The sequence below is a fragment of the Streptomyces sp. NPDC059169 genome (genome assembly GCF_042755225.1).
Classification (GTDB): Bacteria; Actinomycetota; Actinomycetes; order Streptomycetales; family Streptomycetaceae; genus Streptomyces.
This window is the reverse complement of the sequence record NZ_JBHZCF010000010.1, coordinates 132,967-155,320: the sequence shown is the minus strand read 5'-3', so window position 1 is coordinate 155,320 and position 22,354 is coordinate 132,967. Positions and strand designations below refer to the sequence as shown.

General features: G+C 70.4%; 21 protein-coding genes and 6 pseudogenes. 9 read left to right on the top strand and 18 right to left on the bottom strand.

Annotated elements, in window-relative coordinates:
• Positions 1-23: 23 nt before the first annotated feature.
• Positions 24-500: a hypothetical protein gene (locus ACFXOM_RS20210; RefSeq protein ID WP_384945770.1), complete on the bottom strand. Its 477-nt coding sequence runs from the start codon at positions 498-500 to the stop codon at positions 24-26.
• 79 nt (positions 501-579) lie between these two features.
• The gene (locus ACFXOM_RS20205) at positions 580-798 is read right to left on the bottom strand and encodes a hypothetical protein (protein WP_384945886.1); all 219 of its coding nucleotides are present in this window, start codon (positions 796-798) and stop codon (positions 580-582) included.
• A 124-nt stretch (positions 799-922) separates the two neighbouring features.
• On the opposite strand from ACFXOM_RS20205, the gene ACFXOM_RS20200 reads away from it, so the two are divergent.
• Positions 923-1,663, top strand: a complete 741-nt coding sequence (locus tag ACFXOM_RS20200) for a MerR family transcriptional regulator (RefSeq protein ID WP_384945773.1) — start codon at positions 923-925, stop codon at positions 1,661-1,663.
• A gap of 189 nt (positions 1,664-1,852) precedes the next feature.
• Here ACFXOM_RS20200 and ACFXOM_RS20195 read toward each other — a convergent pair whose 3' ends face one another.
• From ACFXOM_RS20195 to ACFXOM_RS20175, 5 genes are all read right to left on the bottom strand, one after another.
• Entirely contained in the window at positions 1,853-4,048 is a 2,196-nt protein-coding gene (locus tag ACFXOM_RS20195) for a 3-hydroxyacyl-CoA dehydrogenase NAD-binding domain-containing protein (protein ID WP_384945775.1), read from the bottom strand.
• A gap of 40 nt (positions 4,049-4,088) precedes the next feature.
• Positions 4,089-5,303 carry an acetyl-CoA C-acetyltransferase gene (locus ACFXOM_RS20190; protein ID WP_384945778.1) on the bottom strand — a complete coding sequence of 405 codons (1,215 nt, stop codon included), beginning with the start codon at positions 5,301-5,303 and terminating at the stop codon, positions 4,089-4,091.
• A gap of 48 nt (positions 5,304-5,351) precedes the next feature.
• Complete coding sequence (locus tag ACFXOM_RS20185) at positions 5,352-6,494, bottom strand: acyl-CoA dehydrogenase family protein (protein ID WP_384945781.1); 1,143 nt, start codon at positions 6,492-6,494, stop codon at positions 5,352-5,354.
• Positions 6,495-6,627: 133 nt separating this feature from the next.
• On the bottom strand, positions 6,628-7,779 hold the full coding sequence (locus ACFXOM_RS20180) for a CaiB/BaiF CoA transferase family protein (protein ID WP_384930682.1): 1,152 nt from the start codon (positions 7,777-7,779) through the stop codon (positions 6,628-6,630).
• Between the two features lie 169 nt (positions 7,780-7,948).
• A complete protein-coding gene (locus tag ACFXOM_RS20175) occupies positions 7,949-8,332 on the bottom strand; it encodes an MmcQ/YjbR family DNA-binding protein (RefSeq protein ID WP_384930685.1) in 384 nt (127 codons plus the stop codon).
• A gap of 86 nt (positions 8,333-8,418) precedes the next feature.
• Between ACFXOM_RS20175 and ACFXOM_RS20170 the strand changes: the two genes are divergently transcribed.
• Together ACFXOM_RS20170 and ACFXOM_RS20165 are read left to right on the top strand one after the other, a co-directional pair.
• Positions 8,419-9,609 (top strand): saccharopine dehydrogenase family protein, encoded by a 1,191-nt coding sequence (locus ACFXOM_RS20170; protein ID WP_384945783.1) that lies wholly within the window; start codon positions 8,419-8,421, stop codon positions 9,607-9,609.
• Between the two features lie 202 nt (positions 9,610-9,811).
• Positions 9,812-10,294 carry a cupin domain-containing protein gene (locus ACFXOM_RS20165; RefSeq protein WP_384930691.1) on the top strand — a complete coding sequence of 161 codons (483 nt, stop codon included), beginning with the start codon at positions 9,812-9,814 and terminating at the stop codon, positions 10,292-10,294.
• A gap of 89 nt (positions 10,295-10,383) precedes the next feature.
• Here the strand turns inward: ACFXOM_RS20165 and ACFXOM_RS20160 are convergent, their stop codons facing one another.
• Positions 10,384-11,064 (bottom strand): endonuclease V, encoded by a 681-nt coding sequence (locus tag ACFXOM_RS20160; protein ID WP_384930694.1) that lies wholly within the window; start codon positions 11,062-11,064, stop codon positions 10,384-10,386.
• 40 nt (positions 11,065-11,104) lie between these two features.
• Between ACFXOM_RS20160 and ACFXOM_RS20155 the strand changes: the two genes are divergently transcribed.
• Positions 11,105-11,404, top strand: a complete 300-nt coding sequence (locus ACFXOM_RS20155; RefSeq protein WP_384945785.1) for a YciI family protein — start codon at positions 11,105-11,107, stop codon at positions 11,402-11,404.
• Between the two features lie 41 nt (positions 11,405-11,445).
• Here ACFXOM_RS20155 and ACFXOM_RS20150 read toward each other — a convergent pair whose 3' ends face one another.
• A complete protein-coding gene (locus tag ACFXOM_RS20150) occupies positions 11,446-12,564 on the bottom strand; it encodes a WD40/YVTN/BNR-like repeat-containing protein (protein ID WP_384945787.1) in 1,119 nt (372 codons plus the stop codon).
• Between the two features lie 158 nt (positions 12,565-12,722).
• Between ACFXOM_RS20150 and ACFXOM_RS20145 the strand changes: the two genes are divergently transcribed.
• On the top strand, positions 12,723-13,139 hold the full coding sequence (locus ACFXOM_RS20145; RefSeq protein ID WP_384930702.1) for an SsgA family sporulation/cell division regulator: 417 nt from the start codon (positions 12,723-12,725) through the stop codon (positions 13,137-13,139).
• 36 nt (positions 13,140-13,175) lie between these two features.
• On the opposite strand, the pseudogene ACFXOM_RS20140 reads toward ACFXOM_RS20145, so the two are convergent.
• The 3 genes and pseudogenes from ACFXOM_RS20140 to ACFXOM_RS20130 all read right to left on the bottom strand — a co-directional run.
• Positions 13,176-13,418 (bottom strand): annotated as a pseudogene (locus ACFXOM_RS20140) (transposase); the annotation flags it as partial.
• A 27-nt stretch (positions 13,419-13,445) separates the two neighbouring features.
• A pseudogene (locus tag ACFXOM_RS20135) lies at positions 13,446-13,490 on the bottom strand (hypothetical protein); the annotation flags it as partial.
• A gap of 156 nt (positions 13,491-13,646) precedes the next feature.
• Positions 13,647-14,057, bottom strand: a complete 411-nt coding sequence (locus tag ACFXOM_RS20130; RefSeq protein ID WP_384930705.1) for a RidA family protein — start codon at positions 14,055-14,057, stop codon at positions 13,647-13,649.
• 535 nt (positions 14,058-14,592) lie between these two features.
• Between ACFXOM_RS20130 and ACFXOM_RS20125 the strand changes: the two genes are divergently transcribed.
• On the top strand, positions 14,593-16,233 hold the full coding sequence (locus ACFXOM_RS20125) for an ABC-F family ATP-binding cassette domain-containing protein (RefSeq protein WP_384930708.1): 1,641 nt from the start codon (positions 14,593-14,595) through the stop codon (positions 16,231-16,233).
• Between the two features lie 36 nt (positions 16,234-16,269).
• Here ACFXOM_RS20125 and ACFXOM_RS20120 read toward each other — a convergent pair.
• Positions 16,270-16,485: pseudogene (locus ACFXOM_RS20120) on the bottom strand (IS110 family transposase); the annotation flags it as partial.
• A gap of 331 nt (positions 16,486-16,816) precedes the next feature.
• Here ACFXOM_RS20120 and ACFXOM_RS20115 point away from each other — a divergent pair.
• A complete protein-coding gene (locus ACFXOM_RS20115; protein ID WP_384945789.1) occupies positions 16,817-17,947 on the top strand; it encodes a hypothetical protein in 1,131 nt (376 codons plus the stop codon).
• Here ACFXOM_RS20115 and ACFXOM_RS20110 read toward each other — a convergent pair.
• A complete protein-coding gene (locus ACFXOM_RS20110) occupies positions 17,944-19,167 on the bottom strand; it encodes a hypothetical protein (RefSeq protein ID WP_384945790.1) in 1,224 nt (407 codons plus the stop codon). The two genes, ACFXOM_RS20115 and ACFXOM_RS20110, sit on opposite strands and share 4 nt — an antisense overlap.
• A 330-nt stretch (positions 19,168-19,497) precedes the next feature.
• On the opposite strand from ACFXOM_RS20110, the gene ACFXOM_RS20105 reads away from it, so the two are divergent.
• Positions 19,498-20,250 carry an alpha/beta fold hydrolase gene (locus tag ACFXOM_RS20105; RefSeq protein WP_384945792.1) on the top strand — a complete coding sequence of 251 codons (753 nt, stop codon included), beginning with the start codon at positions 19,498-19,500 and terminating at the stop codon, positions 20,248-20,250.
• Here the strand turns inward: ACFXOM_RS20105 and ACFXOM_RS20100 are convergent.
• Positions 20,249-20,460, bottom strand: a pseudogene (locus ACFXOM_RS20100) (IS5/IS1182 family transposase); the annotation flags it as partial. The gene ACFXOM_RS20105 and the pseudogene ACFXOM_RS20100 overlap by 2 nt on opposite strands.
• Positions 20,461-20,687: 227 nt before the next feature.
• Between ACFXOM_RS20100 and ACFXOM_RS20095 the strand changes: the two are divergent.
• Positions 20,688-20,925, top strand: a pseudogene (locus ACFXOM_RS20095) (transposase); the annotation flags it as partial.
• Positions 20,926-21,001: 76 nt separating this feature from the next.
• Here ACFXOM_RS20095 and ACFXOM_RS20090 read toward each other — a convergent pair.
• The 3 genes and pseudogenes from ACFXOM_RS20090 to ACFXOM_RS20080 all read right to left on the bottom strand — a co-directional run bounded on the left by ACFXOM_RS20090 (position 21,002) and on the right by ACFXOM_RS20080 (position 22,316).
• Entirely contained in the window at positions 21,002-21,808 is an 807-nt protein-coding gene (locus ACFXOM_RS20090) for a class I SAM-dependent methyltransferase (RefSeq protein ID WP_384945794.1), read from the bottom strand.
• Between the two features lie 76 nt (positions 21,809-21,884).
• Positions 21,885-21,986 (bottom strand): annotated as a pseudogene (locus ACFXOM_RS20085) (IS5/IS1182 family transposase); the annotation flags it as partial.
• Between the two features lie 51 nt (positions 21,987-22,037).
• On the bottom strand, positions 22,038-22,316 hold the full coding sequence (locus tag ACFXOM_RS20080; RefSeq protein WP_384930963.1) for a transposase: 279 nt from the start codon (positions 22,314-22,316) through the stop codon (positions 22,038-22,040).
• Positions 22,317-22,354 lie beyond the last annotated feature (38 nt).

Here is a 22,354-nt window from a genome sequence, read left to right as displayed (position 1 = left end):
CGAGCGGACCCGGCGGGAGCGCGCTACCGGTGGGCCCCTGCGACGTTGTACACGTAGAGGGCCACGAGCCCGGCGATGCCGAGGATGACCGTCCAGGCGGCGAGCCCCGTGTGGCGCGCGCGTCCGCTGCGGTGGGAACGGATCCTCCGCTCGCGCGGCCCACGGCCCCCGGGCCGCGACCGCCCCCGCGGCGTCCCCGGGGGTGCCGCATCGGCTGCCGCCTCGGCCAGCAGCCGGCGGCAGACAGCGGCCAGTTCGCCCTTACCCGCCCCCAGGCTCACCACCGACTCCGCCCGCGCCGGAGCCGTGGTCCCTCCGTGGAGGATGCGTCCGACGCGCACGAGAACCTCGTCCCGCCCACCGCTGGGGGCGAGACTGATCCAGCGTTGGACGTGCTCCCCCCGGATGACGACTCCCCCTGCCCGATCGCGATAGACGGTGTGCTCGCGCCACAGGACCTCAGCCAACTCGACCGCGGTTTCCCTGAGTTGCGTGTGCATGCGCTCCCCTTCGCCATGCTCCACATTCGAACAAACACCGCACTCTAGCGGCAGGTACACACCAAGGAAGACGGGGGGTCTAGCGACCGTGGTCGTACACCGTGACGGCCACCCCGCGCGCGACGAGCCGTTCGACCACCAGCGGCTCCACCCGCGACCACCGGCCTCCCGCCAGACCGCAGCCGATCCGGGGCATGTGCACCGACGCACCGAGCTCCAGGGCCTTGTCCCGCGACCGCAGCGTCGTCGGAGCCCCGTTCGTGTGCTCCTCCGGCGAAATCGCGACGGTACGCCCCATGCCGATCAGCCGGCCGGCGCTCTCCGTCGTACCCGTGCCACCGATGCGGCAATGGCTTTCACAACTCTGGTGAGACAGCAATACTGTTGCACTGGCACACAGCACGCGGGAGGCAAGGGAGACCATGGCGACGGAGGAGACCGACGAGCCGACACTGACGGTCGACGAACTGGCCGCCCGCGCGGGTGTCACCGTCCGCACCATCCGCTTCTACAGCACCCGGGGGCTCCTGCCTCCCCCGACGATCGGTCCGCGACGGGTCGGCCACTACGGCGCGTCCCACCTCTCCCGGCTGGCCCTCATCGAGGAGCTGCAGCGCCAGGGTATGACCCTCGCCGCGATCGAACGCTACCTGGAGCAGCTCCCGCCCGACCTGAGCGCCCACGACCTGGCGATCCACCGGGCTCTGGTGGCGTCCTGGGCCCCCGAGTCCGCTGAGGAGACCAGCAGGCAGGAACTGGAGCGCCGGGCCGGTCGACCGCTGTCGGACCAGGACGTCGACCGACTGGCCGCGATGGGCGTGGTCGACCGCGCGGGCGCGCCGGACGCGTACCGGCTGGACGGCGGCCTGCTGCGGCTCGGCGTGGAACTCCTGGACGTGCCCATCGCGCACGAGACGATCCTCGCCTCCCGCACCGTACTGCTGGAGCACGCACGGACCGCGGCCCACGAGCTCACCCGGCTGTTCCGCGACGAGGTGTGGGATCCGTACCGGCAACGCGAAGCCGACCCGGACCACGTGGCGGCCATGAAGTCCCTCTCCGCTCACATGCAGCCGATGGTGATCCAAGCCCTGGTGACCGCCTTCCAGCGGTCCTTGAGGGAGGAGCTGCGTGCGGCGTTCGGCGCGAGCCCGGCCGACTGACGGTGGGCCAACCCGCGGGCCAACCGAGCGGGGCCGGCCGGGCGCGCAGAAGCCCGCACCCGACACGGACCCGCGCCGCAGTCGGAACCGCTGGACGTGCGCGGTACGGGCGCAGCAGCCCCTGGACGCGGAGGGGCCGCCGGGACGGCCCCTCGCTCGCGGCGGGGCCGCCCGTGCCGTTGCCCCCTGTCAGTCGGTGAAGGTCTCGCCCTTCTCCGCCTTCTCCACCAGCAGCGCGGGCGGCTCGAAGCGCTCGCCGTACGCCGCCGCCAGCTCGCGCGCCCGGGCGACGAATCCGGGCAGACCGTTGCCCACTCCGGCGCCCCCCTCGTACCCGTTGATGTACTGGAGCACGCCGCCCGTCCAGGCGGGGAAGCCGATGCCCATGATGGAGCCGATGTTGGCGTCGGCGACGGAGGTCAACACGCCCTCCTCCACGCAGCGGACGGTGTCCAGGGCCTCCGAGAAGAGCATCCGCTCCTTCATGTCCTCGAAGGGGACGTGGACGTCGGGCTTCGCGAAGTGCTCGCGCAACCCCGGCCACAGACCGGCCCGCTGACCGTCCACGTAATCGTAGAAGCCCGCGCCCCCGCTGCGTCCGGTGCGTCCGAACTCGTCGACGAGACGGTCGATGACGGCGTCCGCGGGGTGGCCCGTCCAGGTGCCGCCGGCCTCCTCCACCGCCCGCCTCGACTCGCCGCGGATCTTCCGCGGGAGGGTGAGGGTCAGCTCGTCCATCAGGGAGAGCACCTTCGCCGGGTACCCCGCCTGGGCCGCCGCCTGCTCGATCGACGCGGGCTCGACGCCCTCGCCGACCATCGCGACCCCCTCGTTGATGAACTGGCCGATGACCCGCGAGGTGAAGAAGCCGCGCGAGTCATTCACCACGATCGGCGTCTTGTTGATCTGGCGCACGAGGTCGAAGGCGCGGGCCAACGCCTCGTCGCCGGTCCGCTCACCCTTGATGATCTCGACCAGCGGCATCTTGTCGACGGGCGAGAAGAAGTGCAGTCCGATGAAGTCGACGGGCCGTTCCACACCGTCGGCGAGGAGGGTGATCGGCAGGGTCGAGGTGTTGGAGCACAGCAGCGCGTCGGGCTCGATGACGTGCTGGATCTCCTGGAACACCTTGTGCTTGAGCGCCGCGTCCTCGAAGACCGCCTCGATGACGGCGTCGCAGCCCGCGAGGTCGGCAGGGTCGGCGGTCGGGGTGATGCGCGCGAGCAGCTCGGCCCGCTTGGCTTCGGTCGTGCGGCCCCTGCTCAGCGCCTTGTCCAGCAGCTTCTCGGAGTAGGCCTTGCCCCGCTCGGCGGCATCGACGCTGACGTCCTTCAGGACGACCTCGATCCCGGCCTTGGCACAGGAGTAGGCGATGCCAGCGCCCATCATGCCGGCACCCAGGACGGCGACCTTGCGCACGGGGCGCTGCTCGATGCCCCGGGGACGATTGGCGCCCGAGTTGACCGCCTGAAGGTCGAAGAAGAACGCCTGGATCATGTTCTTGGCCGTCTGCCCGGTGAGCAGCTCGGTGAAGTAGCGCGCCTCGATGACCTGGGCGTTCTCGAAGTCCACCTGCGAGCCCTCGACCGCGGTCGCGAGGATGTTGCGGGGCGCCGGGTAGGGGGCACCGTTCAGCTGCTTCTTCAGGGTGGCCGGGAAGGCGGGCAGGTTGGCGGCGAACTTGGGGTTCGACGGCGTACCGCCCGGGATCTTGTACCCCTTGACGTCCCAGGGCTGCTGCGACTCGGGGTTCGCGTCGATGAAGGCGCGCGCCTTGGCGAGCATCTCCTCCTCGGTCGCGGCGACGTCGTGGACCAGACCGTTCTCCAGGGCCCGCTGGGGGGTGTACTGGGTTCCCTGCAGGAGCACCTTGAGCAGGGCGTCCGCGATGCCCATGAGCCGCACCGTCCGGGTCACCCCACCGCCTGCCGGCAGCAGGCCCAGCGTCACCTCGGGCAGGCCGATCTTGGATCCGCGTACGTCGAGGGCGATGCGGTGGTGGCAGGCGAGGGCGATCTCGTAGCCGCCACCCAGCGCGGCACCGTTGATGGCGGCGACGACCGGCTTGCCGAGGGTCTCGATCCGGCGCAGCGCATGCTTGATGCCCATGCCCATGTCGAAGGCCTGCTGGGCGTTCTCCGGCCCGACCCTGATCATGTCCTTGAGGTCACCGCCGGCGAAGAACGTCTTCTTGGCGGAGGTGACGATGATGCCGCGGATCGTGTCCTTCTCGGCCTCGGCCCGGGCGGCGATCGCCGTGATGGACTCCCTGAAGGCCTGGTTCATGGTGTTGGCGGACTGGTTGGGGTCGTCGAGGACGAGGGTGACGACCCCGGTCTCGTCCTGCTCCCAGCGGATGGTGGTGCTCGTCGGCGTTGCGGTCATTGCTGCTTCTCCGTACGGGGGAAGAGGAGGGACGGGACGGTCAGAGACGCTCGACGACGGTGGCGATGCCCATGCCGCCGCCGACGCAGAGCGTGGCGAGGCCGTAGCGCTTGTCCTGACGCTCGAGCTCGTCGATGAGCGTGCCGAGGATCATCGCGCCGGTGGCGCCCAGCGGGTGGCCCATGGCGATGGCGCCGCCGTTGACGTTGACCTTGTCCAGGGAGATCCCCATGTCCCGCACGAAGCGGAGGACCACCGCGGCGAACGCCTCGTTGATCTCGACCAGGTCGATGTCGTCGATGGTGAGTCCGGCCTTGGCCAGCGCCTTGCGGGTGGCGGGCGCCGGGCCCGTGAGCATGATGGTCGGCTCGGATCCGGAAACGGCGGCCGAGACGATGCGGGCGCGGGGAGTGAGCCCGTAGCGTTCGCCGACCTCCTTGGAGCCGACCGCCACGAGCGAGGCACCGTCGACGATGCCGGAGGAGTTGCCCGCGTGGTGGACGTGGTCGATCTTCTCCACCCAGTGGTAGGTCTGCAGGGCCACGGCGTCGAAACCGCCCATCTCACCGATGGTCGCGAAGGACGGCTTCAGGGCCGCCAGCGAGTCGGCCGTGGTGCCCGGGCGCATGTGCTCGTCGTGGTCGAGGACGGTGAGACCGTTGCGGTCCTTGACGGGGACGACGGACCGTTCGAACCGGCCGTCCTTCCAGGCCGCGGCCGCACGCTCCTGGGAGAGCGCCGCGTACTCGTCCACGTCGCGGCGGGAGAAGCCCTCGACGGTGGCGATCAGGTCGGCGCCGATGCCCTGGGGTGCGAAGTTGGTGTCGAAGTTGGTCATGGGGTCGGCGAACCAGGCGCCACCGTCGGACGCCATCGGTACGCGCGACATCGACTCGACACCGCCGGCCAGCACCAGGTCCTCCCAACCGGAACGGACCTTCATCGCTGCCATGTTGACGGCTTCGAGACCGGACGCGCAGAAGCGGTTCTCCTGGACGCCCGCGACGGTGTCGGGCAGTCCGGCCGCGATGGCGGCGATACGGGCGATGTCAGAGCCCTGGTCACCGACCGGGCCCACGACGCCGAGCACGATGTCGTCGACCGCGGCCGGGTCCAGCCCGGGGAAACGGGCGCGGATCTCGTGGATCAGGCCGATGACGAGGTCGATCGGCTTGGTGCCGTGCAGGGCGCCGTTGGCCTTGCCTCGGCCGCGCGGGGTGCGGATCGCGTCGTACACATACGCTTCGGTACTCACAACAGAGCCTTTCGCATCACGAATGGGGGAGGAGCCGGTGGGGCGGGATCAGGAGAGCAGCGAGCGGCCGATGATCTCCTTCATGATCTCGGTGGTACCGCCGTAGATCGTCTGGATGCGGCCGTCGGTGAAGGCCCTGGCGACCGGGTACTCGGCCATGTAGCCGTAGCCGCCGTGCAACTGGAGGCAGCGGTCGGCGGCACGCTTTTGCAGCTCGGTCGCCCACCACTTGGCCATCGAGGCGTGCACCGCGTCGAGCTTCCCCTCGGAGTGGTCGACGATGCAGCGGTCGAGGAACGTGCGGGTGACAGCGCACTCCGTGGCCATTTCCGCTATCTCGAAGCGGATGTGCTGGAGCTTGGCGAGCGGGCGACCGAACGCCTCGCGCTCCTTGACGTACCGCGTGGTGATCTCCAGGAGGTGCTCGGCGGCAGCGATACCGGCCACGGCGATGTGGAGTCGCTCCTGGGCGAGGTTGGTCATCAGGTGGACGAACGCGCCGTTCAACTCGCCGAGGAGGTTCTCCTTCGGCACGCGGACGTCGGTGAAGAACAGCTCCGCCGTGTCCTGCGCCTTCTGCCCGATCTTGTCGAGGTTGCGGCCACGCTCGAAGCCTTCCGCTCCGCGTTCCACGACCAGGAGGGAAAGTCCCTTCGCCCCGCCTTCCGGGGTGGTCTTGGCCACGACGATCACCAGGTCGGCGAGTATGCCGTTGGAGATGAAGGTCTTGGAGCCGTTGAGCAGCCAGTGGTCGCCGCGGTCCTCAGCGGTGGTGCGGATGCCCTGGAGGTCCGAGCCGGCACCCGGCTCGGTCATGGCGATGGCCGTGATGGTCTCGCCGCTGCAGAAGCCGGGTAGCCAGCGCCGCTTCTGCTCCGGTGTGGCCAGCGAGGTGAGGTACGGGCCGATGATGTCGTTGTGGAGGCCGAGGGCGAGTCCGGCCACGCCGGCCCGGGTGAACTCCTCGGCGAGCACCGCGCTGTAGCGGAAGTCGGAGTTGCCGCCGCCTCCGTACTCCTCGGGGACGGCGAGGCCGAGCAGCCCTTGCCTGCCCGCCGCCAGCCAGGCTTCGCGCGCGACGATGCCGTCCTTCTCCCACTGCTCGTAGTGGGGCAGCACTTCCTTCGCGAGGAAGGCGCGGACGGTTTCGCGGAACACGTCGTGCTCGGTGTCGAAGATCTGCCGTTCCATGTCCCTGTCCCCTACGTCCGGCCGTTGGTGGTTTCGATCGGTTGGCCCTGGAAGGCGCGGGGTTCCACGACCCACGGCCCTCCGGTGCGGCCGGTGCTCCGGACCCCCGGGCGGTCCGGCGGCAGCGGTCCCATCAGCGCGCCCCTTCCTGATCGGCCCGGATGCCGGGCACGTCCCAGTCGCGGGCCACGTCCTCGGTGTCGGCCCCGGGCTGCGCCGGGGGCCTGCGCACGCTGCCCGGAGTGGCGGAGAAGCGCGGCGCGGGGGCCGGCTGGGTGATCCCCCCATGCTCGGTGAAGGTGCCTCGGGCCGCGAGATGCGGGTGGGCCGGGGCCTCGCGCAGCGACAGCACGGGCGCTACGCACGCGTCGGACCCCTCGAAGACCGCGGTCCATGCGTCGCGGGTCTTCGTCCGGAACCTGGCGGCGACGGCGGCACGCAGCTCGCCCCAGCGGGCGAAGTCCTTGCGGGTCGGGACCTCGTCCCGGATTCCCAACAATTCGATGAACTCGTCGTAGAAGGCTTGCTCGAGCGGCCCCACCGCCATGTACGCCCCGTCGGCGGTCTCGTAGTTCCCGTAGAAGGGGCAGCCGCCGTCGAGCAGGTTCGAGCCCCGGCGGTCCTGCCAGCCTCCGGCGGCCATCATCCCGTGGATCATCGTGGCGAGGTGCGCGGCGCCGTCGACGATCGCCGCGTCAACGACCTGTCCGCGGCCGCCCTCCGTACGGGCGTGCTGCAACGCGGCCAGAACGCCGACGACGAGGTAGAGCGAACCGCCCGCGTAGTCGCCGACGAGGTTGGCGGGCACGGCGGGCGCCTCGTCGGGCTTACCGATCATGCCGAGGGTGCCGGTGATCGCGATGTAGGCGATGTCGTGGCCGGCCCGCTGGGCGAGCGGTCCGGCCTGGCCCCAGCCGGTCATCCGGCCGTAGACCAGTTGGGGGTTACGGGCGTGGCAGTCCTGCGGCCCGACGCCGAGCCGCTCGGCCACGCCCGGTCGGTAGCCCTCGATGAGGATGTCTGCGCGTTCGACCAGATCGAGCACCCGCTGTGCCCCGCCGTCCGCCTTGAGGTCGACCATCACGGACCGTTTGTTCCGGTTCGTCAGGTCGTAGGCGGGATCGATCGCCAGCCCCGCGCCTCCGGGACGGTCGACGCGCACGACGTCCGCCCCGAGGTCCGCGAGCAGCATGGCGGCGAACGGGCCGGGCCCGATACCTGCCAGCTCGACCACGCGCACGCCGGTCAGCGGACCGCCCGGCGGACCGTTCCCTGTCGCTGCCATCAAGCCCCCAGCACTGTGACACAACTGATGTAACATCAGTGATGTTAAGAACGTGTTCCACTCCGCACAAGCCCTCCGGCGAGCAAGCGCTTAGTGTTTTTCGCCGCATTCTCGCGGGATCCGGGCGGCTGGCGCCGATCGGCGCGCCGCACCGGCACCGGGAGACCGCTCAGCGCGCGTCGAGCTCCGCGACCAGCTTCTTCGTCGCGATCGCCCGGTAGCTCTCCTCCACCCAGTCGCAGAGCACGTCCACCGCGGGAGCCCCCTCAACGGCCAGCGGAATCCGCACCCAGCCGGCCTTGCCGAGGCCGTAGCCGGACGGTTCGGCACCCGGGCTGGACAGGGCGTGGGCGTGCACCGCCTCGTCCCGGAGCTTCACCACCAGCCCCAGCGGGTAGCTGCCGTCGGCTACCCCCAGAAAGACGAAGATCTTCTTGTTGACCTTGACGACCGTCTCACCCCAGGGGAACTCCTCGCCCGCGGCCGGCAGGCCCAGGGCAAAGGACCGCACCCTCTCCCATTTCGCCAGGGCGCCTTTCGGCGGTGCCGCCATCCGTACCTCCCGGTAGCGCGCGCTGTTCCGTCTCACGCTAGCCTCGGCCACCGACATCGGCGTGGGGCAGTCGGGCGGAGGGGTCAGTGAACCGGAAGAACGGGCCACAGCGGGCGTACGACATCGTGCTCTTCGGAGCCACGGGCTTCGTCGGCACGCTCACCGCCGAGTACCTCGCCGCGCACGCCCCGGAGGACTGCCGCTGGGCCATCGCAGGGCGCAACGCGGACAAGCTGGAGCGGCTGCGCGAGCGGCTGGCCTCGGCGAACCCGGCGTGCGCCGACCTTCCGATCGTCGTCGCCGATGCGGCGGACCCCGAGTCGCTGCGCGGCCTGGCCGAGTCCACCCGTGTGGTCGCCACGACCGTGGGCCCGTACGTCTGGTACGGGGAAGCGCTGGTCGAGGCCTGCGCCGAAGCCGGGACGGACTACGCCGACCTCACGGGCGAGCCGGAGTTCGTGGACGACGTGTACGTCCGCTACGACGCACGCGCCCGTGAAACCGGCGCCCGGATCGTGCACGCCTGCGGCTTCGACTCCGTGCCGCACGACCTGGGGGTGTACTTCACGGTCCAGCAGTTGCCCGAGGACGCACCGCTGCGCGTCGACGGCTTCGTCCGGGCCGGCGGGATCTTCTCGGGCGGCACCTTCGCCTCCGCCGTCACCGCCATGGGACGACAGCGGCAGGCAGCCCGCGCGGCACGCGGACGACGGCTGCACGAGCCCCGACTGGTCGGCCGGCGAGCCAGGGCGCGGCTCGGTGCACCCCGGTTCAGCAGGGAGACCGGCGCCTGGGCCCTGCCGCTGCCCACCCTCGACCCGAGGATCGTGAGTCGCTCGGCCGCCGGTCTGAGGCGCTACGGCCCCGACTTCCAGTACCGGCACTACGCGTCGGTCAAGACGCTTCCGATGGCCCTCGGCGGCCCAGCGGCCCTCGCCGCCCTGACGGTGCTCGCCCAACTCCCGGCTGTCCGCGACTGGTTGATGGACCGGTACGAGCCGGGGCGGGGTCCGAGCGCCGAACGGCGCGAGAAGAGCTGGTTCCGGGTCCGGTTCGTCGGCGAGGGCGGCGGGCGACGCGTCTTCACGGAGGTGTCCGGTGGCGACCCCGGCTACGACGAGACCGCGAAGATGCTCGCCGAGTCGGCGCTCAGCCTCGCCCTCGACGAGCTGCCGCAGACCGCCGGCCAGGTGACCACGGCCGTCGCGATGGGCGATGCGCTCCTCTCACGGCTGCGTGCCGCCGGCATCACCTTCCGCGTCGCCTACTCCCGATAGGACGTTCGCCTACTCCCGCCGTTCGCCGACTCCCGACAGGTGGTTCGCCGACTCCCGGTAGGTCGGTCGTGAGCGTCGGACCTGCGCTGGGGCGCCCGGCCGGCGGGTTCCGCGCAGGGGCGCCCCGACCACCGGGGACGACCTGACGACGGTGGCGTGCGGCGCACGGGGCGCAGGGACGGGCGTCTGCCAGGATGCCCGGATGACCGAGCTTCCGATACCCGCCCCTCGCCCGCTGCTGCTCCGCCCCCAGGACGGTGAGTTGATCGACGTGGCCGGAGTGGCGCACTTCTTCCGGCTCACCGCTGAGCACACCGAGGGCCGGTTCGCCTTCGAGGAGTTCACCCTCGCGCCCGGTACCGTGGGTGCCCGCCCGCACGTCCACACCGCCCACGACGAGTACTTCTACGTCCTGGAGGGCGAGTTGACCCTCCACGACGGCGAGGGGGAAGTGGCGGTGGGCCCCGGGCACCTGATGGCTGCCGTGCGCGGCACTCCGCACGGCTTCCGCAACGCGGGCTCCCGCACCGTGCGCGCACTGTGCCTGTACACCCCGGCCGGCTACGAGGGGTACTTCCGGGAGGTCCACGCGGCGGTCGCCGCGGGTGCGGCGGTGACGGACGAACTCCTCACCGAGTTCCGCAGTCGCTACCGGACGGTCCCGCACGACCCGCACGAGACGTGACGGCGCCACCGGCCCGGCACGACGCCGTCCGGACGGGCTCCACGTCCCCGACCCTTCGCCGCAGCCACGCACCGGCCCCGGGGCCCTGCTCAGGTGATGGTCTCGCGCAGCACCCGACGGCAGAGCGCATCCGCCCGGCGCGTCGACTCCGGCAGCCGGAAGTTCGGGGACAGTGCGAGGGTGTGGGCGCAGGCGTTGTCCAGGGAGACCCGGTGACCGACCGAGACGAAGACCGGTTTGACCCCGTCCTGGGTGCGCAGGGCCCGGCCGACCTCCTCCCCTGCGTCCGCGAGCAGCGGTGAGGCGTCCCCCCGCCGCCCGCCCGGCTGGTCGTAGGTGAAGGTGAAGGGGTTCTTGGCGACGCCCACGACCGGCAGTCCCGTCACCACGCCGAGGTGGCTGGCGAGACCGAAGCGGCGGGGGTGGGCACGACCGTAGCCGTCGCAGACGACGAGCCCCGGGGCGGAGCGCAGCGACTCCAGGGCGGCGAGCACGGTCGGAACCTCGCGGAAGGCGAGGAGACCCGGTACATAGGGGAAGGCGACCTCGCCGACCGCCGTGGTCTCCTCGACGACGTCGAGGGTGCCGGCGTCGAGGACCACGGCGGCCGCGACGACGACATCGCGCTCGTCGTCGTAGGCCACGTCGACCCCGGTGACCAAGCCCGTGCCCGGCAGCGGCCCCGTTTCGTCGAGCACGACCCGGGCGCGCAGCTCGTCCTGGACGGCCCGGGCCGCGGTCTCGTCAGCAGGTGTCCTGATGGTGGTCATGGTGGAACCCACCCTAGACACCCCGGCTAACCTGACGATCATGTACGTACTGGAATTGACCTACACCGCGCCCGTGGAGCGCGTCGACGCGCTCCTCGACGCGCACGTGGCATGGCTGGACGCGCTGTACGAGCAGGGCGTCGTCATCGCCTCCGGACGCAAGAACCCGAGGGACGGCGGCGTGCTGCTGGCCGTGGGCGTCGACCGCGAGCGGGTCGAGGAGATCACCGCGTCCGACCCGTTCACGGCCGGCGGCGTGTGCGAGTACCGGATCACGGAGTTCATCGCGACCAAGACCGCACCCGCGCTCGCGGCGTACCGGGAGCAATCGCCGGCCTGACGAGGGACCCGGTCGGCGGTCCACGACCGGGGCCCGGCAGGTCAGCGGTCCCATCGCGCCACCCGGCCCTTCTCCCCCGAGGCCCAGCACGCGGGAGCCCTGTGTCCCCAGGGGACGCGGGCACCACGGCCCGGCGCGCAGTCGACCGTGTCGTAGGAGCCGGTGTCCACGGTGCGCCAGGTGCGGCCGCCGTCCGTGGTCAGGTCGGTGCCCGTGGGTCCGACCGCGAGCGCAGCGGCGCGGCCGTGCGGGAGCCAGGCGACACCGGAGCGGTACGCGGGCGGCGGGGTCGCCGCCTGCCGCCAGCTTCGGCCGCCGTCGTTGCTGGCTGCGGCCGCCTGCGGTGACGCCTGCCCCGTCCGGTAGTCGCCGCCGACCGCCAGGCCGCGGTGTCGGTCGCGGAAGGCGAGCGCGAAGACTCCACGGGCCGCGTCGCCCGCCGGGACCGTCGACTCCGCCGCGGTCCAGTGCCGCCCGCGGTCGGCGGAGTGCAGCACGCGCGCAGTGGCTCCGCCCCCGGTGGCCAGCCAGACGTCCCTGGGCCCGGCACTGACCAGGCACTGGCCGCTCGCCGCGAAACCCGCCTCGCCGGTCTGCGCGACCGGCATCCCCTCGCCCGGGAGGACCCGCCAGGACGTCCCCCCGTCAGCGGTGGAGAGGATGCGGTACTTGCCGTCGACCGGATCGCTCACGGCCAGTCCGTGCTCCGGGTCGAAGAAGGTCATGCAGTCGTAGAAGGCCCTCGGGTCGGTGTTGCGGAAGGACTCGCTCCAAGTCAGGCCGCCGTTCTCGGTGCGGAGCACGCGCGACGCCTCACCCTCCCCGATGGCCAGTACCACGGCCCGCCGGCCGTCGAAGGCCTCGATGTCGCGGAACTCCAGCTCACCCGCACCGGATGGGGAGACGTCACCCCAGCTCCGCCCTCCGTCCGTGGTCCGCAGTACGGTGCCGTGGGAACCGGCGGCCCACGCCGTCTCCCGGCTCACCGCGGCGAGGCCCCGTAACCGCGCGTCCGTGCCGGTCTGCTTGACGTCCCAGTGTGGTGTGGTGCGCGCCGTGTGCTGCGGCTCGGCCTGCGCCGGACCGGCCAGGGCGGCGACCAGTGCAGCCCCGCACAGCCCCAAGGACGTCCACCGTCTCGACTTCCCCTCACGTCTCATGGCGCGCGAACCTAGCCGAGACCCGGGGTCCGGTCCAGAGCGCCTCGATCGGTGACGCAACTCACCCTGTCCTCCGATGCACGCATCGGTCGGTTCTGCCGTCCTCCTCTGTGCAAGGAACACGTCGGCCGTGCCGCAGCGAAGTAAGGGAGCGGGCCTTGTCCAGCGTCATCGAGCAGGCCGTTCAGGCCCGTCTGGTCGCCTCGGCACCCCAGATGGAGACCGTGCCCGCGATCCTGCGTTACGACCGTCGCGACCCGTTTGCCGTGAGCATGGCATTCCCGCCGCCGGCGACGCTGGAAGGAACCGAAGTGGCGTGGTCCTTCGGCCGCGAACTGCTCGCGCGCGGCCTGGAGGAGCCTGCCGGGGTCGGTGACGTGCGGATCCGACCGTACGGCTACGACCGGACGGTCCTCGAGTTCCACGCTCCGGAGGGCACCGCCATGGTGCACATCCGCACGTCCGACCTGCGGCGCTTCCTCAAGCGCTCGCTGGAGCTCGTCCCGGTCGGCCGTGAGCACCTCCACCTGGACCTGGACGAGGACCTCGCCGAGCTGATGCGCAACATCTACTGAGCGTGTTCTTTGACCCGTCAACCGCTGTAGGGCGATGAGCGTCTTCTCGCGGCGGACGGTCTTGCCGACGTCGTAGCAGGGTGCCCGGCGCCTGTTCCTGGTGCCGGGTGGTCGTCCAGGCCCCGTCCGGTGGGGTTCGCTGCCCTGGCGGGACAGGGCGTGTGCTGGCGGAGGTTCCGAAACGCCCGTCGGACTCGGGCAGGCATGAGTCGGCTCGGGTGCGACCGGCCTCTCCCAGGGGTGCCGAAGGTCCCGGGCCGGCGGGCGGGCGAGCCGCAGCACGCGGTCGCCGCGGATCCGCCCGGTCGACTCGACGGGCAGATCCCGCAGGACCCGGGCCAGGCGGGTCACGTCGTATCCGGCGTCCGTGACGATGACGATGTCCAGCTCGCCGGGCTGCCACTGCCGCGCGGCGATGAGCCGTTATCAGACGGAGGCCGCCTCGACGTCCGGCACATGACCATGTGGGCGAAGCAGTTCGAGGCGCCGTTCGAGGCGTGAGGCCGCTCAGTCGGGCAGCGCGACGGTGAGGTCCACCTCGACCAGCTGCCCTGCGAAGCCCAGCTGTGCAACCCCCAAGAGCGTGCTGGCGGACGTGAAGGCCGGTCCGAGGGCGGAAGCGGTAAGCCGGTTCCAGGCGAGGCTCAGGTCCTCCCTGTCATTGCTCCGCACGTAGATCACCGAACGCACCACGTGCTGCGGCTGAGCATGTACCGCCGCAAGGGCAGCAATCGCGTTCACGACAACCTGATCAACTTGCACCTCGAGGGAGCCCGGGCCGACGAGAGAACCACCCGGGTCGAGGGGGCACTGCCCGGCAAGATAGGCAGTTCGGCCGGTCTCCACCACGGTGATGTGGTGGTAGCCCGGTGTCTCATGCAACTGATCGGGGTTGATGCGGCTAATCTTCGATGTCATGCCATGAGTCTGACCAGTCTGCCCCCGACACGCACCGAAAATTTGTCCTACTGCCGACCGTCCGACGCGGCGCGAGGTAAGAGAACAAGCTGAGACGGGGACCCCCACTGCGCCCCCGCTGGCTCGGCACGGGCGGTCGGACGGCGAAGTCGAACGTTCCGGGTCGGTCCCGTCGCCGAGCGGCGGCTGTCCGCAGGCCCCGGAACGCGGAGCCGACCCGCCCCCACGCCCAGAGGCGTCGGCCGTGCGAACGGGCCGGCGTCAGCTGCTGCTTGCCGATCGACGGAACACGGAAAAGCGATTGCCCGCCGACCGGCAAGGGCGTAATTTCTTCCTCGGCCCCACAGTCGTCGGATCGGAGAAGGACATTGCTCGTCTGAGGTCTTGAGACACCGCGCGACGCGGCTTTCCGCCCGCGTGCCCGTGTGCGACCTCGGCGTACGAGCCGTCCCGCTCCCACGCCCCGGGCCCCTCTGCCGTCCCGAACGGTGTCTCACCCGTTGCCCCAACCCTCCACCGCAACAGGGAGACCCTCATGTCTACCGTCCACACCCATGTCATGTGCTCGTCGCTGTCGTTCAGTTGGCCCGATGGCACCCAGGTCTTCGAGGACTTCCAGCTCGCCGTCGGACCGGGCAGGACCGGCCTGGTCGGCCTCAACGGCTGCGGCAAGTCGACGCTGCTGCGCCTGATCTCCGGAGATCTCAGCCCCACCGGAGGCTCCGTACGGACCGTGGGCGAGGTCTCCCGTCTGCCGCAGAACCTGGTGCTCGACACCGCATTGCGCGTCGACGAGGCGCTCGGGATCGCGGCCACGCGGGCCGCCCTGCACGCGATCGAGGGTGGTGACGTACACGAGCAGCACTTCACGCAGGTCGGCGACGACTGGGACGTGGAGGAGCGGGCGATCGCCACGCTCGACCAACTGGGGCTCGGGCACATCGGCCTCGACCGCACCGTCGGCGAGGTATCGGGCGGCGAGTGCGTCCTGCTGCGCCTCGCGGCACTGCTGCTGGCCCGTCCCGACGTGCTGCTGCTGGACGAACCGACCAACAACCTCGACCTGTACGCGCGTCGGCGGCTCTACGACGCCGTGGAGGCCTGGTCCGGGGTGATGGTCGTGGTCAGCCACGACCGGGACCTGCTGGAACGGGTCGACCAGATCGCCGATCTCCGGGACGGCGAGGTGACCTGGTTCGGCGGCACCTTCTCGGACTACGAGCACGCTCTGGCCGTGGAACAGGAAGCCGCCCAACGCATGGTGCGCGTCGCCGAGGCCGACGTCCAGCGACAGAAGCGTGAACTCGTGGATGCACAGGTCAAGTTGGCCAAGCGGAAGCGGTACGGCCAGAAGATGTACGACAACAAGCGAGAACCCAAGATCGTGATGGGTGCACGCAAGCGACAGGCGCAGGTCTCGGCGGGCAAACACCGCATCATGCACACGGAGAAACTGGGCGAGGCCAAGGAGCGGCTCGCCGAGGCCGCCGACGCGGTGCGGGACGACGACGAGATCCGCATCGAACTCCCCCGTACGAAGGTGCATCCGGGCCAAGGCGTGCTGCGGCTGTCCGAAGTGGCGTTGGCGCACGGGCCGCGGATGGAGGGCGAGTTCGACCTGTGCGGACCCGAGCGGATCGCCCTCGTCGGACGCAACGGGGCCGGCAAGACGACGCTGTTGCGGACGATCGCGGGTGAACTGGTGCCGCAGGAGGGGGAGGTGACGGTGCACGTGCCGATGCGCTTCCTGCCGCAGCGGCTCGACACGCTCGACGACGGACTGAGCGTCGTGGAGAACGCGGCCCGGTTCGCACCCGCCGCGACGGACAACGCCGTCCGGGCGCGGCTCGCACGCTTCCTCTTCAAGGGCGCGCGCGCCGACCGGACGGCCGGGTCCCTCTCGGGGGGCGAGCGGTTCCGTGCCGCGCTGGCGGCGCTCCTGCTGGCGGAACCCTCACCGCAACTGCTCATGCTGGACGAGCCGACGAACAACCTGGACATGGCGAGCGTCCGCGGACTCACGGCGGCACTGGAGGCGTACGAGGGAGCACTGGTCGTGGCGAGCCACGACGTGCGGTTCCTGGAGACCCTCGGCATCACCCGCTGGCTACTGCTGGACGGCGAGCTCCGGGCCACGACGGCCGCCGAGGTCCGTGCGGTCCTCGGCGAGGAGTGAGGGGCGGCCCTGACGCGGGAGCCTCCATGCCTTTCGTCAAAAGCGTGGGGTTCCGGGTTCGTAGGAGGTGCCGGCGCGGAGCATCGCGAACAGCACCTCGATGCGTTGTCGGGCGAGCGGGAGGAGGGCTCGTGTGCGGGTCCTTCCCCCGGCTCGGCAGCGGTCGTAGTAGGTGCGGGAGGCGGATTCGTGCAGGGCGGCGAACGCGGACAGGATCATCGCGCGTCCGAGCTGCCGGTTCCCTCCTCGCGGGGGACGTGCAGCGCTCTGCTGGACGGTGTGGTCGAGCAGACCGACACGATGCACAAAGTCCTGGTCGACCAGGGGTTCCAGAAGAGCGTCGTCGAGCACGGCAAACGGCACGACGAGATCGTCGAACGCAATCCGGCCGGCAAGGGCTTCGACCCGCAGGCCGAGGGGTGGATCGTGGAGCGGACGAACGGGAAACGCCCTACGTCTCGTGGAGCCCCGGCCCGGCGGACCAGCCCACAGCACCGTGACGAACGGAGTGTTCACTACCTTTGCGAAAGAACCGCTGCACCCCGAGCGTTCTGAAGACTCCGCCAGGAAGGAACCGGCAACCATGGCTTTCATGCCCGGTGCACCCCACACACACGGGATGCACGGCACCTCTCAATCACCTGACACACCGCTCGCCTCGATCACTCAGGAGATCCTCGACCGCTACGCAGACGACCCGGCAGCCGAGGACTGGACGTACGAGGCAGACTCGCTCGCGCCACTGCTCTGGCACGGTTCCCGCGCCGATGCCGAGGCACTGCTTCAGGCATTTCTCCAGGACCCCGAACGACGTGGTGGTCTGGTGCCCGTCGTCGCCGCGCACGGGGACAGCGCCATGGCCTCTCGTCTGATGGACGCCTGCGCCGACGGGGATCGGCTGCGCGACGGATTCCCGGGCACGGTCCTGCACGCCCTTGGGTACCTGGGTTTCGAGCCCGCCGAGCGCCTGCTGTGGACGTACGCCAGAGAACGGACCGCGGAGGCTGCCGACGCCTGCCTCGGTCTGCTGCATCTCCCCTGCTACGACCTGCGGGACGAGATCGCGGAGGAACTGGAAAAGATCTGCGGTTCCGGCCTTTTCAACGAAATGCTCCCCGCCCTCGCTACGAAGACGGGAGATCCGTCCTGGCTGCCACGGCTCATCGACTGGGGACGGACATACGCCTCCGTCGACTGCAACGCCGGGCTGATCGTGGGCATCGCGCTTCATGGCCCCGAAGCCCGCTCCGATTTCCTGGACTTGCTCTGGAGCCCGGCGTGGGAGGCGTACGACGCCGGGACCGGGGTTGCGCCCTTTACGTACGCGGGCACCCGCGTCTTGGGACTCGACATGCGGGAGATCTACACCCACATGTCGAGCCGCTCCGATGGCGATCCCTGGCCCCGCTTCAGAACGATGATCACGCTCCTCAAGATGTGGATCTGTCGGCCTTGGCCCGGCATTCGCGCTGCGCTTCCGCGGCGGGAGAGTGCCGCCGAACTTCTTGACCTCCTCTACCACTCCTACGGTCCGGACGACGAGGACCTTTCTCTCCTCGCCCGCGCCCACCGAGCGTTGCCCGGGGAACTCGACCTCATCGCCGAGTTGACAACCCTGAAGGCCGTCCTCGAAGCCACGGTTCGCCATGAGCGCGAACTCCGCGTGTTCGCGGCACGACCGACTCAGTCACGTGAGGCGAAACGGCGAGGCTAGTCGATCCAGAAGAACAGCAGTTCGTGCACGTCCTGCTCTCTTGCCCCTCCGATGGCGGAAACGTGCAGGCCGTCGACGAAGACGGATCCGGCAGCGGAATCGATCCAGAGGAAGCCGGCCGATTCCAGTGCCTGACGGATCGCGGGACCAAGGCGGTCGGGGTGTTCGCAGGCGACGTACGGTCCGAGGGTGCTGACGAGGAGGCGATTGCGGCCGTCCTCGAACCCGATCGCGTGGTAGGTGAAGAAGCCGTTTCCCCCGTGGTCCTGTGCAGCGGATACGGGAGGATCAGCCGACAGGCCCGCCGCGATCAGCGCCTGTGTCGCCCTGCGCAGTTGTCCAACCTCGTCGACGACGGCGGGTGGCTCGGTGAAGAAGGATTCTAGGCGCCAGCGGGGATCGGTCTGCATGCTGGTCCTGTCGGGCAGGTACTCGTGCAGGATCGCCCGGCGGACCTCCTCATCGAGGCCGGCGACCTCGACCCGCCCCAAGGCGTTGTACAACTCCTCCGCGTCCTCCTCGCCGTCGGCGTCGCCGCTCCAGTACAACGCGCACACAGCCCAGAGCTTCGCTTCGACAGTCGGGGCCCTGTCGAGGTAGGCGCGGAGCCGGTCCTCGTCGTGCCTGAGGAACGCGACGGTGCAGGCGACCGTCCGCTCGGGGTCGGCCAGGGCGTCGGTCACGTCCTCACCGGCGTGATGGCGCACTCGGAGGGCGTCGATCCGGTCCTGGACGTTCCCCTCGTCGAGGCCGACGAGGAGAGTCACCAGTCCGTATCGTGCCAACAGCGCGTCCAGCCCTGCTTTGCAGGGCCGTGCCACGCGCTCGTCCGGCCAACCCGCTCGGCTCGACAGCCCTGGCAGTGCCGAGCGGTCGCCGAGAGTCGCACGTGCCTTGAGGACCGCCGCGTACACACGGTGACTCTCCTTCCGCCGGTCCTCGTGCATGAGCCACGGCAGTAGTTCCACCCGGCCGGAGAGGGCCTCGATGAGCGCTTCGCGCACATCGTTTTCGACGGATGCGTCGTGGATGCTGCCGATCAGTTCAGGAACGCGCGCCTCAGGCACCCGCCCGGCCAGCGCGGTCGCACAGGGCTCGCGTCTCCACCATGGAGTCTCCCGGTCCAGTACGAGTGGGAGGAGCTCGCCGACGTCTACCTCCCGAAGGCCGGACCTGTCCGCCCGCGCCGGTTCCGGTATCAGCTGTTCGATCTTGGTCATCGGGGAAGACTACGGCCCGCCGCGAGACGGACTCCAACGGTTTCAGGGTGCTCGTGCGGATTGCTCCGCGGGGACCGACGGAGGCTCCGGAGATGCCTCCCTGGGGTGCGGTCGGGCTCAGGCGCATCGCCTCACCCGCAAAGGCATACGCCGACAGCAACGTCGGGACCGTAGCGGCGAAGGTCGGGTAGCCCGGGTCTGAGACGCCCCGGGCTGCGAACAGTTGCCGAAGCTTCGGGTGACACGTACCCATCACGAGAGACCAAGGGCGTGTCCCACGTGGCGTTGTGAGGGTGCTGCTCACGGCGCCGCGTCTCACCGTGCGCCGCTATGCTCGCTCTCGTGGGCGAGATCGTGGTGGTGCGCGACGGCTCGGGGCCGGAGGTCCTGCTGGTACATGGCGGTGCCGGCCCGCGGACGACGTGGGGCGCTATCGCTCCGCTGGCCGCCCGGTGGACGCTCGGATACGTCCATCGCCGAGGCTATCCGCCGAGTCCCCCGCCGCAGGAGCGTCAGGACTTCCAGGTGGACGCCCTGGATCTGGCGCCGCTGCTCGTCGGGCGCCCGCACGTCGTCGCCCACTCCTACGGCGTTCTCGGGACGTTGATCGCGGCCGCTGCCGCGCCGGGCAGCGTGCGCTCGCTCACGTTGATCGAGCCACCCCTCAACTACCTTGTCCCTGACGATCTCGAGGTGGCGCGGCTTGGGCGCATCGGCGATGCGGTCCTCACTCACGGGATGGATGTGGACCCGACCGAGCTGCGCGAGTTCCTCCATCTCGCGGGCGCACCCATCGGGGACGGACCGCTCCCCGAGAACGTGGTTGCCGGCGTTCGGCGGGCGCACGGTGGTCGGCCGACCAGTGAGGCGCGCCCGCAGCTCGACACGATCCGGGACGCCGGAGTCCCGGTACTCGTCGCGTCCGGGGACCACGCGGACGCGCTCGAGCGGATCTGCGACGCTCTCGCGGATGCGCTCGGTGGCACACGCAGCGTGCATCCGGGCGCTGGTCACTTCGTCGCCGCAGCACCGGGCTTCGCCGAACAGCTGGAGACCTTCCTTCGCAGGGACGTCACGCGGTGAGGTTCTTCCAGCGCCTCATGCGGGCGAAGGCATGCTCGACGCGGGCCCGGGCCTTGCGGTGCAAGGTGTTGTGCTCTTCCTTCCAGTCGGACGGTTCGCTCTGCCCGCGTTCGCGGCGGTGCGGGAGGGGCTACCCAGTCCCTCCACAGCCGCCGTCGGCGACCACCGTGGTGTTCCCGACCGTTCCTTCGCACCGGACAGGACCCACGCGCCGAACGGCGGGGCGAGCTGCCGTTCCGCCTCCTCGCGCCGCAGCGCCGTCACCAGTGCCGCATCAGACAACGTTCGCCCTCTTGTGGCGAGGAGGCCGGGTGCTGCGGCCGGCTGTTCCGGGCGGTCAGAACGACCACGTGGCTGATCGCGTACAAGTCCGGGAGACCGATGACGACGAGGGGCAGCGGCTGCTGCGGTTCATCCGCAGGGGCACGGGTTCGGTGGTCGGGACCTGGGCCGCGGCGGACGATGTCGAGATCGCCTGACACCCCGACCAACACCTCCTGGCTCAACCGGATCGAGGCCCGATTCACCGCACTGCGGTACTTCGCCCTCAACGGCACCGACCACGCCAGCCACAAGAAGCAGGGCATCACGATCCGCCGCTACATCATCCGGCGGGACGAGCACGCCGCCGACGAACGGCTACGCAAGCTCGTCACCAGGGCGAACGTCGCCTGATGAGCACCAGGTGTCCGTGCGACCAGCCCCGCCGAGGTCGACTCACCCGCGTCCTGTGCGCGGGCGTGTCCTGCGTTCAGGCCGCGGCGCGGAAGACGTACGCCGTCATCGCGGCGGTGACCGGCCCCGGGCCCAGACGGGCTGTCATCTCTTCGACGACGGTGGCCCGGGCGGCGGGTCCGTCGCCGCGCTCCTCGACAGCCGCACGCACCGGTGTCCCGGTGAGGTACCCGGTGGCAAGGTCGGCGGTCGACGCGGCCCGGCCCTGAAGTGTCAGCTCCTGCACGTCCTCGACAGCGAACCCGGCGGCCGCCAGGTCAGCGGCCACGACAGCGGGGTCGGCATAGCCGTGCGGAACCGTCTGGAAGAACCGCGGCGGGTCGACCGGAAAGGCCCGCTCCAACCCGGCCTGCAGCGCGACTTCGAAGGCGTGCGTCCCGAGCGGGCCCCAGGTGTTGAACAGGAACCGGCCGCCCGGGGCCAGCACCCGGCGGACCTCGGTGAAGGCCTCGATGCGGTCGGGAAAGAACATCACGCCGAACTGGCAGACCACCAGGTCGAAGTCTCCGACCGGGAACGGCAGCCGCTGCGCGTCGGCCTGCCGCCACACCGCGCCAGGGGCCCGGGTCGACCCGAAAGCGACCATGGCCTCGTTCAGGTCGGTGGCCGTCACCTCGGCCGAGGGTGCCGCCGCGACCAGGCGGGATGTCAACACGCCGGTTCCCGCGGCGAGTTCGAGGATCCGCCGAGGGTGGAGTGCCGCCGCCCGGGCAGTCAGGTCCTCGGCGAAGGGCCGGAAGACCACCGGCACGAGGTACTGCTCATAGGCCACCGGCATGGATTCGGACCATCGCCGGTCGGCATTGGTTCCTGTCACCCTCATGACGGTAGCGCCGCGTCAGGAAACCTCTTCCTTGCCGCGCCGCCATGCACCCTGGAGCCAGACCCACCTGACGAAGCCGCAGGGCGAACGCTCCCTGACACGGCACCGGCTTCCCGAACTGCCGCGGGCTCAGCCCGGTGAACGGACGTGTCCAGGGCGGCTGCAACGCCGCGGTCACACCAGACGCCGAGTGATCACGTCACCGGTGACGGGCATCGACGCGGTGTCGTCAACCGATCCCGGTGATCACCGACGCCAACGAGGAGGAACACCCCCAGCACCCCCACGGCACCGTAGGGTCGCGCCTCACCCCGGGCATGTGCAGCAGGTTGACCGGCACGTAGTCCGTGCCGTCGGTGACGTGCACGGCCCCGACCACGTCCTCGCCCAGCTCCAGGACGTCGGCGGTGAGCTTCGGCAGTTCCGGCTCGTCGCTGACCACCCTCCGCGAGAGCAGCACCTCCCCCTCGCCGTTCAGGACAACGGCGTGATGGTGGACCCTGCCGATGTCGGTAACCGCCCGGTTCCAGGCCGTGGCTCCTGTGG

What these genes read in the sequence shown, in the direction of transcription:
- ACFXOM_RS20110 (WP_384945790.1), bottom strand. Translation starts at nt 19,167, where the DNA reads ATGACCAAGATCGAACAGCTGATACCGGAACCGGCGCGGGCGGACAGG.
- ACFXOM_RS20210 (WP_384945770.1), bottom strand. Translation starts at nt 500, where the DNA reads ATGCACACGCAACTCAGGGAAACCGCGGTCGAGTTGGCTGAGGTCCTG.
- ACFXOM_RS20155 (WP_384945785.1), top strand. Translation starts at nt 11,105, where the DNA reads ATGTACGTACTGGAATTGACCTACACCGCGCCCGTGGAGCGCGTCGAC.
- ACFXOM_RS20200 (WP_384945773.1), top strand. Translation starts at nt 923, where the DNA reads ATGGCGACGGAGGAGACCGACGAGCCGACACTGACGGTCGACGAACTG.
- ACFXOM_RS20130 (WP_384930705.1), bottom strand. Translation starts at nt 14,057, where the DNA reads ATGACATCGAAGATTAGCCGCATCAACCCCGATCAGTTGCATGAGACA.
- ACFXOM_RS20175 (WP_384930685.1), bottom strand. Translation starts at nt 8,332, where the DNA reads ATGGCGGCACCGCCGAAAGGCGCCCTGGCGAAATGGGAGAGGGTGCGG.
- ACFXOM_RS20160 (WP_384930694.1), bottom strand. Translation starts at nt 11,064, where the DNA reads ATGACCACCATCAGGACACCTGCTGACGAGACCGCGGCCCGGGCCGTC.
- ACFXOM_RS20090 (WP_384945794.1), bottom strand. Translation starts at nt 21,808, where the DNA reads ATGAGGGTGACAGGAACCAATGCCGACCGGCGATGGTCCGAATCCATG.
- ACFXOM_RS20150 (WP_384945787.1), bottom strand. Translation starts at nt 12,564, where the DNA reads ATGAGACGTGAGGGGAAGTCGAGACGGTGGACGTCCTTGGGGCTGTGC.
- ACFXOM_RS20115 (WP_384945789.1), top strand. Translation starts at nt 16,817, where the DNA reads ATGGCTTTCATGCCCGGTGCACCCCACACACACGGGATGCACGGCACC.
- ACFXOM_RS20105 (WP_384945792.1), top strand. Translation starts at nt 19,498, where the DNA reads ATGCTCGCTCTCGTGGGCGAGATCGTGGTGGTGCGCGACGGCTCGGGG.
- ACFXOM_RS20180 (WP_384930682.1), bottom strand. Translation starts at nt 7,779, where the DNA reads ATGGCAGCGACAGGGAACGGTCCGCCGGGCGGTCCGCTGACCGGCGTG.
- ACFXOM_RS20165 (WP_384930691.1), top strand. Translation starts at nt 9,812, where the DNA reads ATGACCGAGCTTCCGATACCCGCCCCTCGCCCGCTGCTGCTCCGCCCC.
- ACFXOM_RS20195 (WP_384945775.1), bottom strand. Translation starts at nt 4,048, where the DNA reads ATGACCGCAACGCCGACGAGCACCACCATCCGCTGGGAGCAGGACGAG.
- ACFXOM_RS20205 (WP_384945886.1), bottom strand. Translation starts at nt 798, where the DNA reads ATGGGGCGTACCGTCGCGATTTCGCCGGAGGAGCACACGAACGGGGCT.
- ACFXOM_RS20185 (WP_384945781.1), bottom strand. Translation starts at nt 6,494, where the DNA reads ATGGAACGGCAGATCTTCGACACCGAGCACGACGTGTTCCGCGAAACC.
- ACFXOM_RS20125 (WP_384930708.1), top strand. Translation starts at nt 14,593, where the DNA reads ATGTCTACCGTCCACACCCATGTCATGTGCTCGTCGCTGTCGTTCAGT.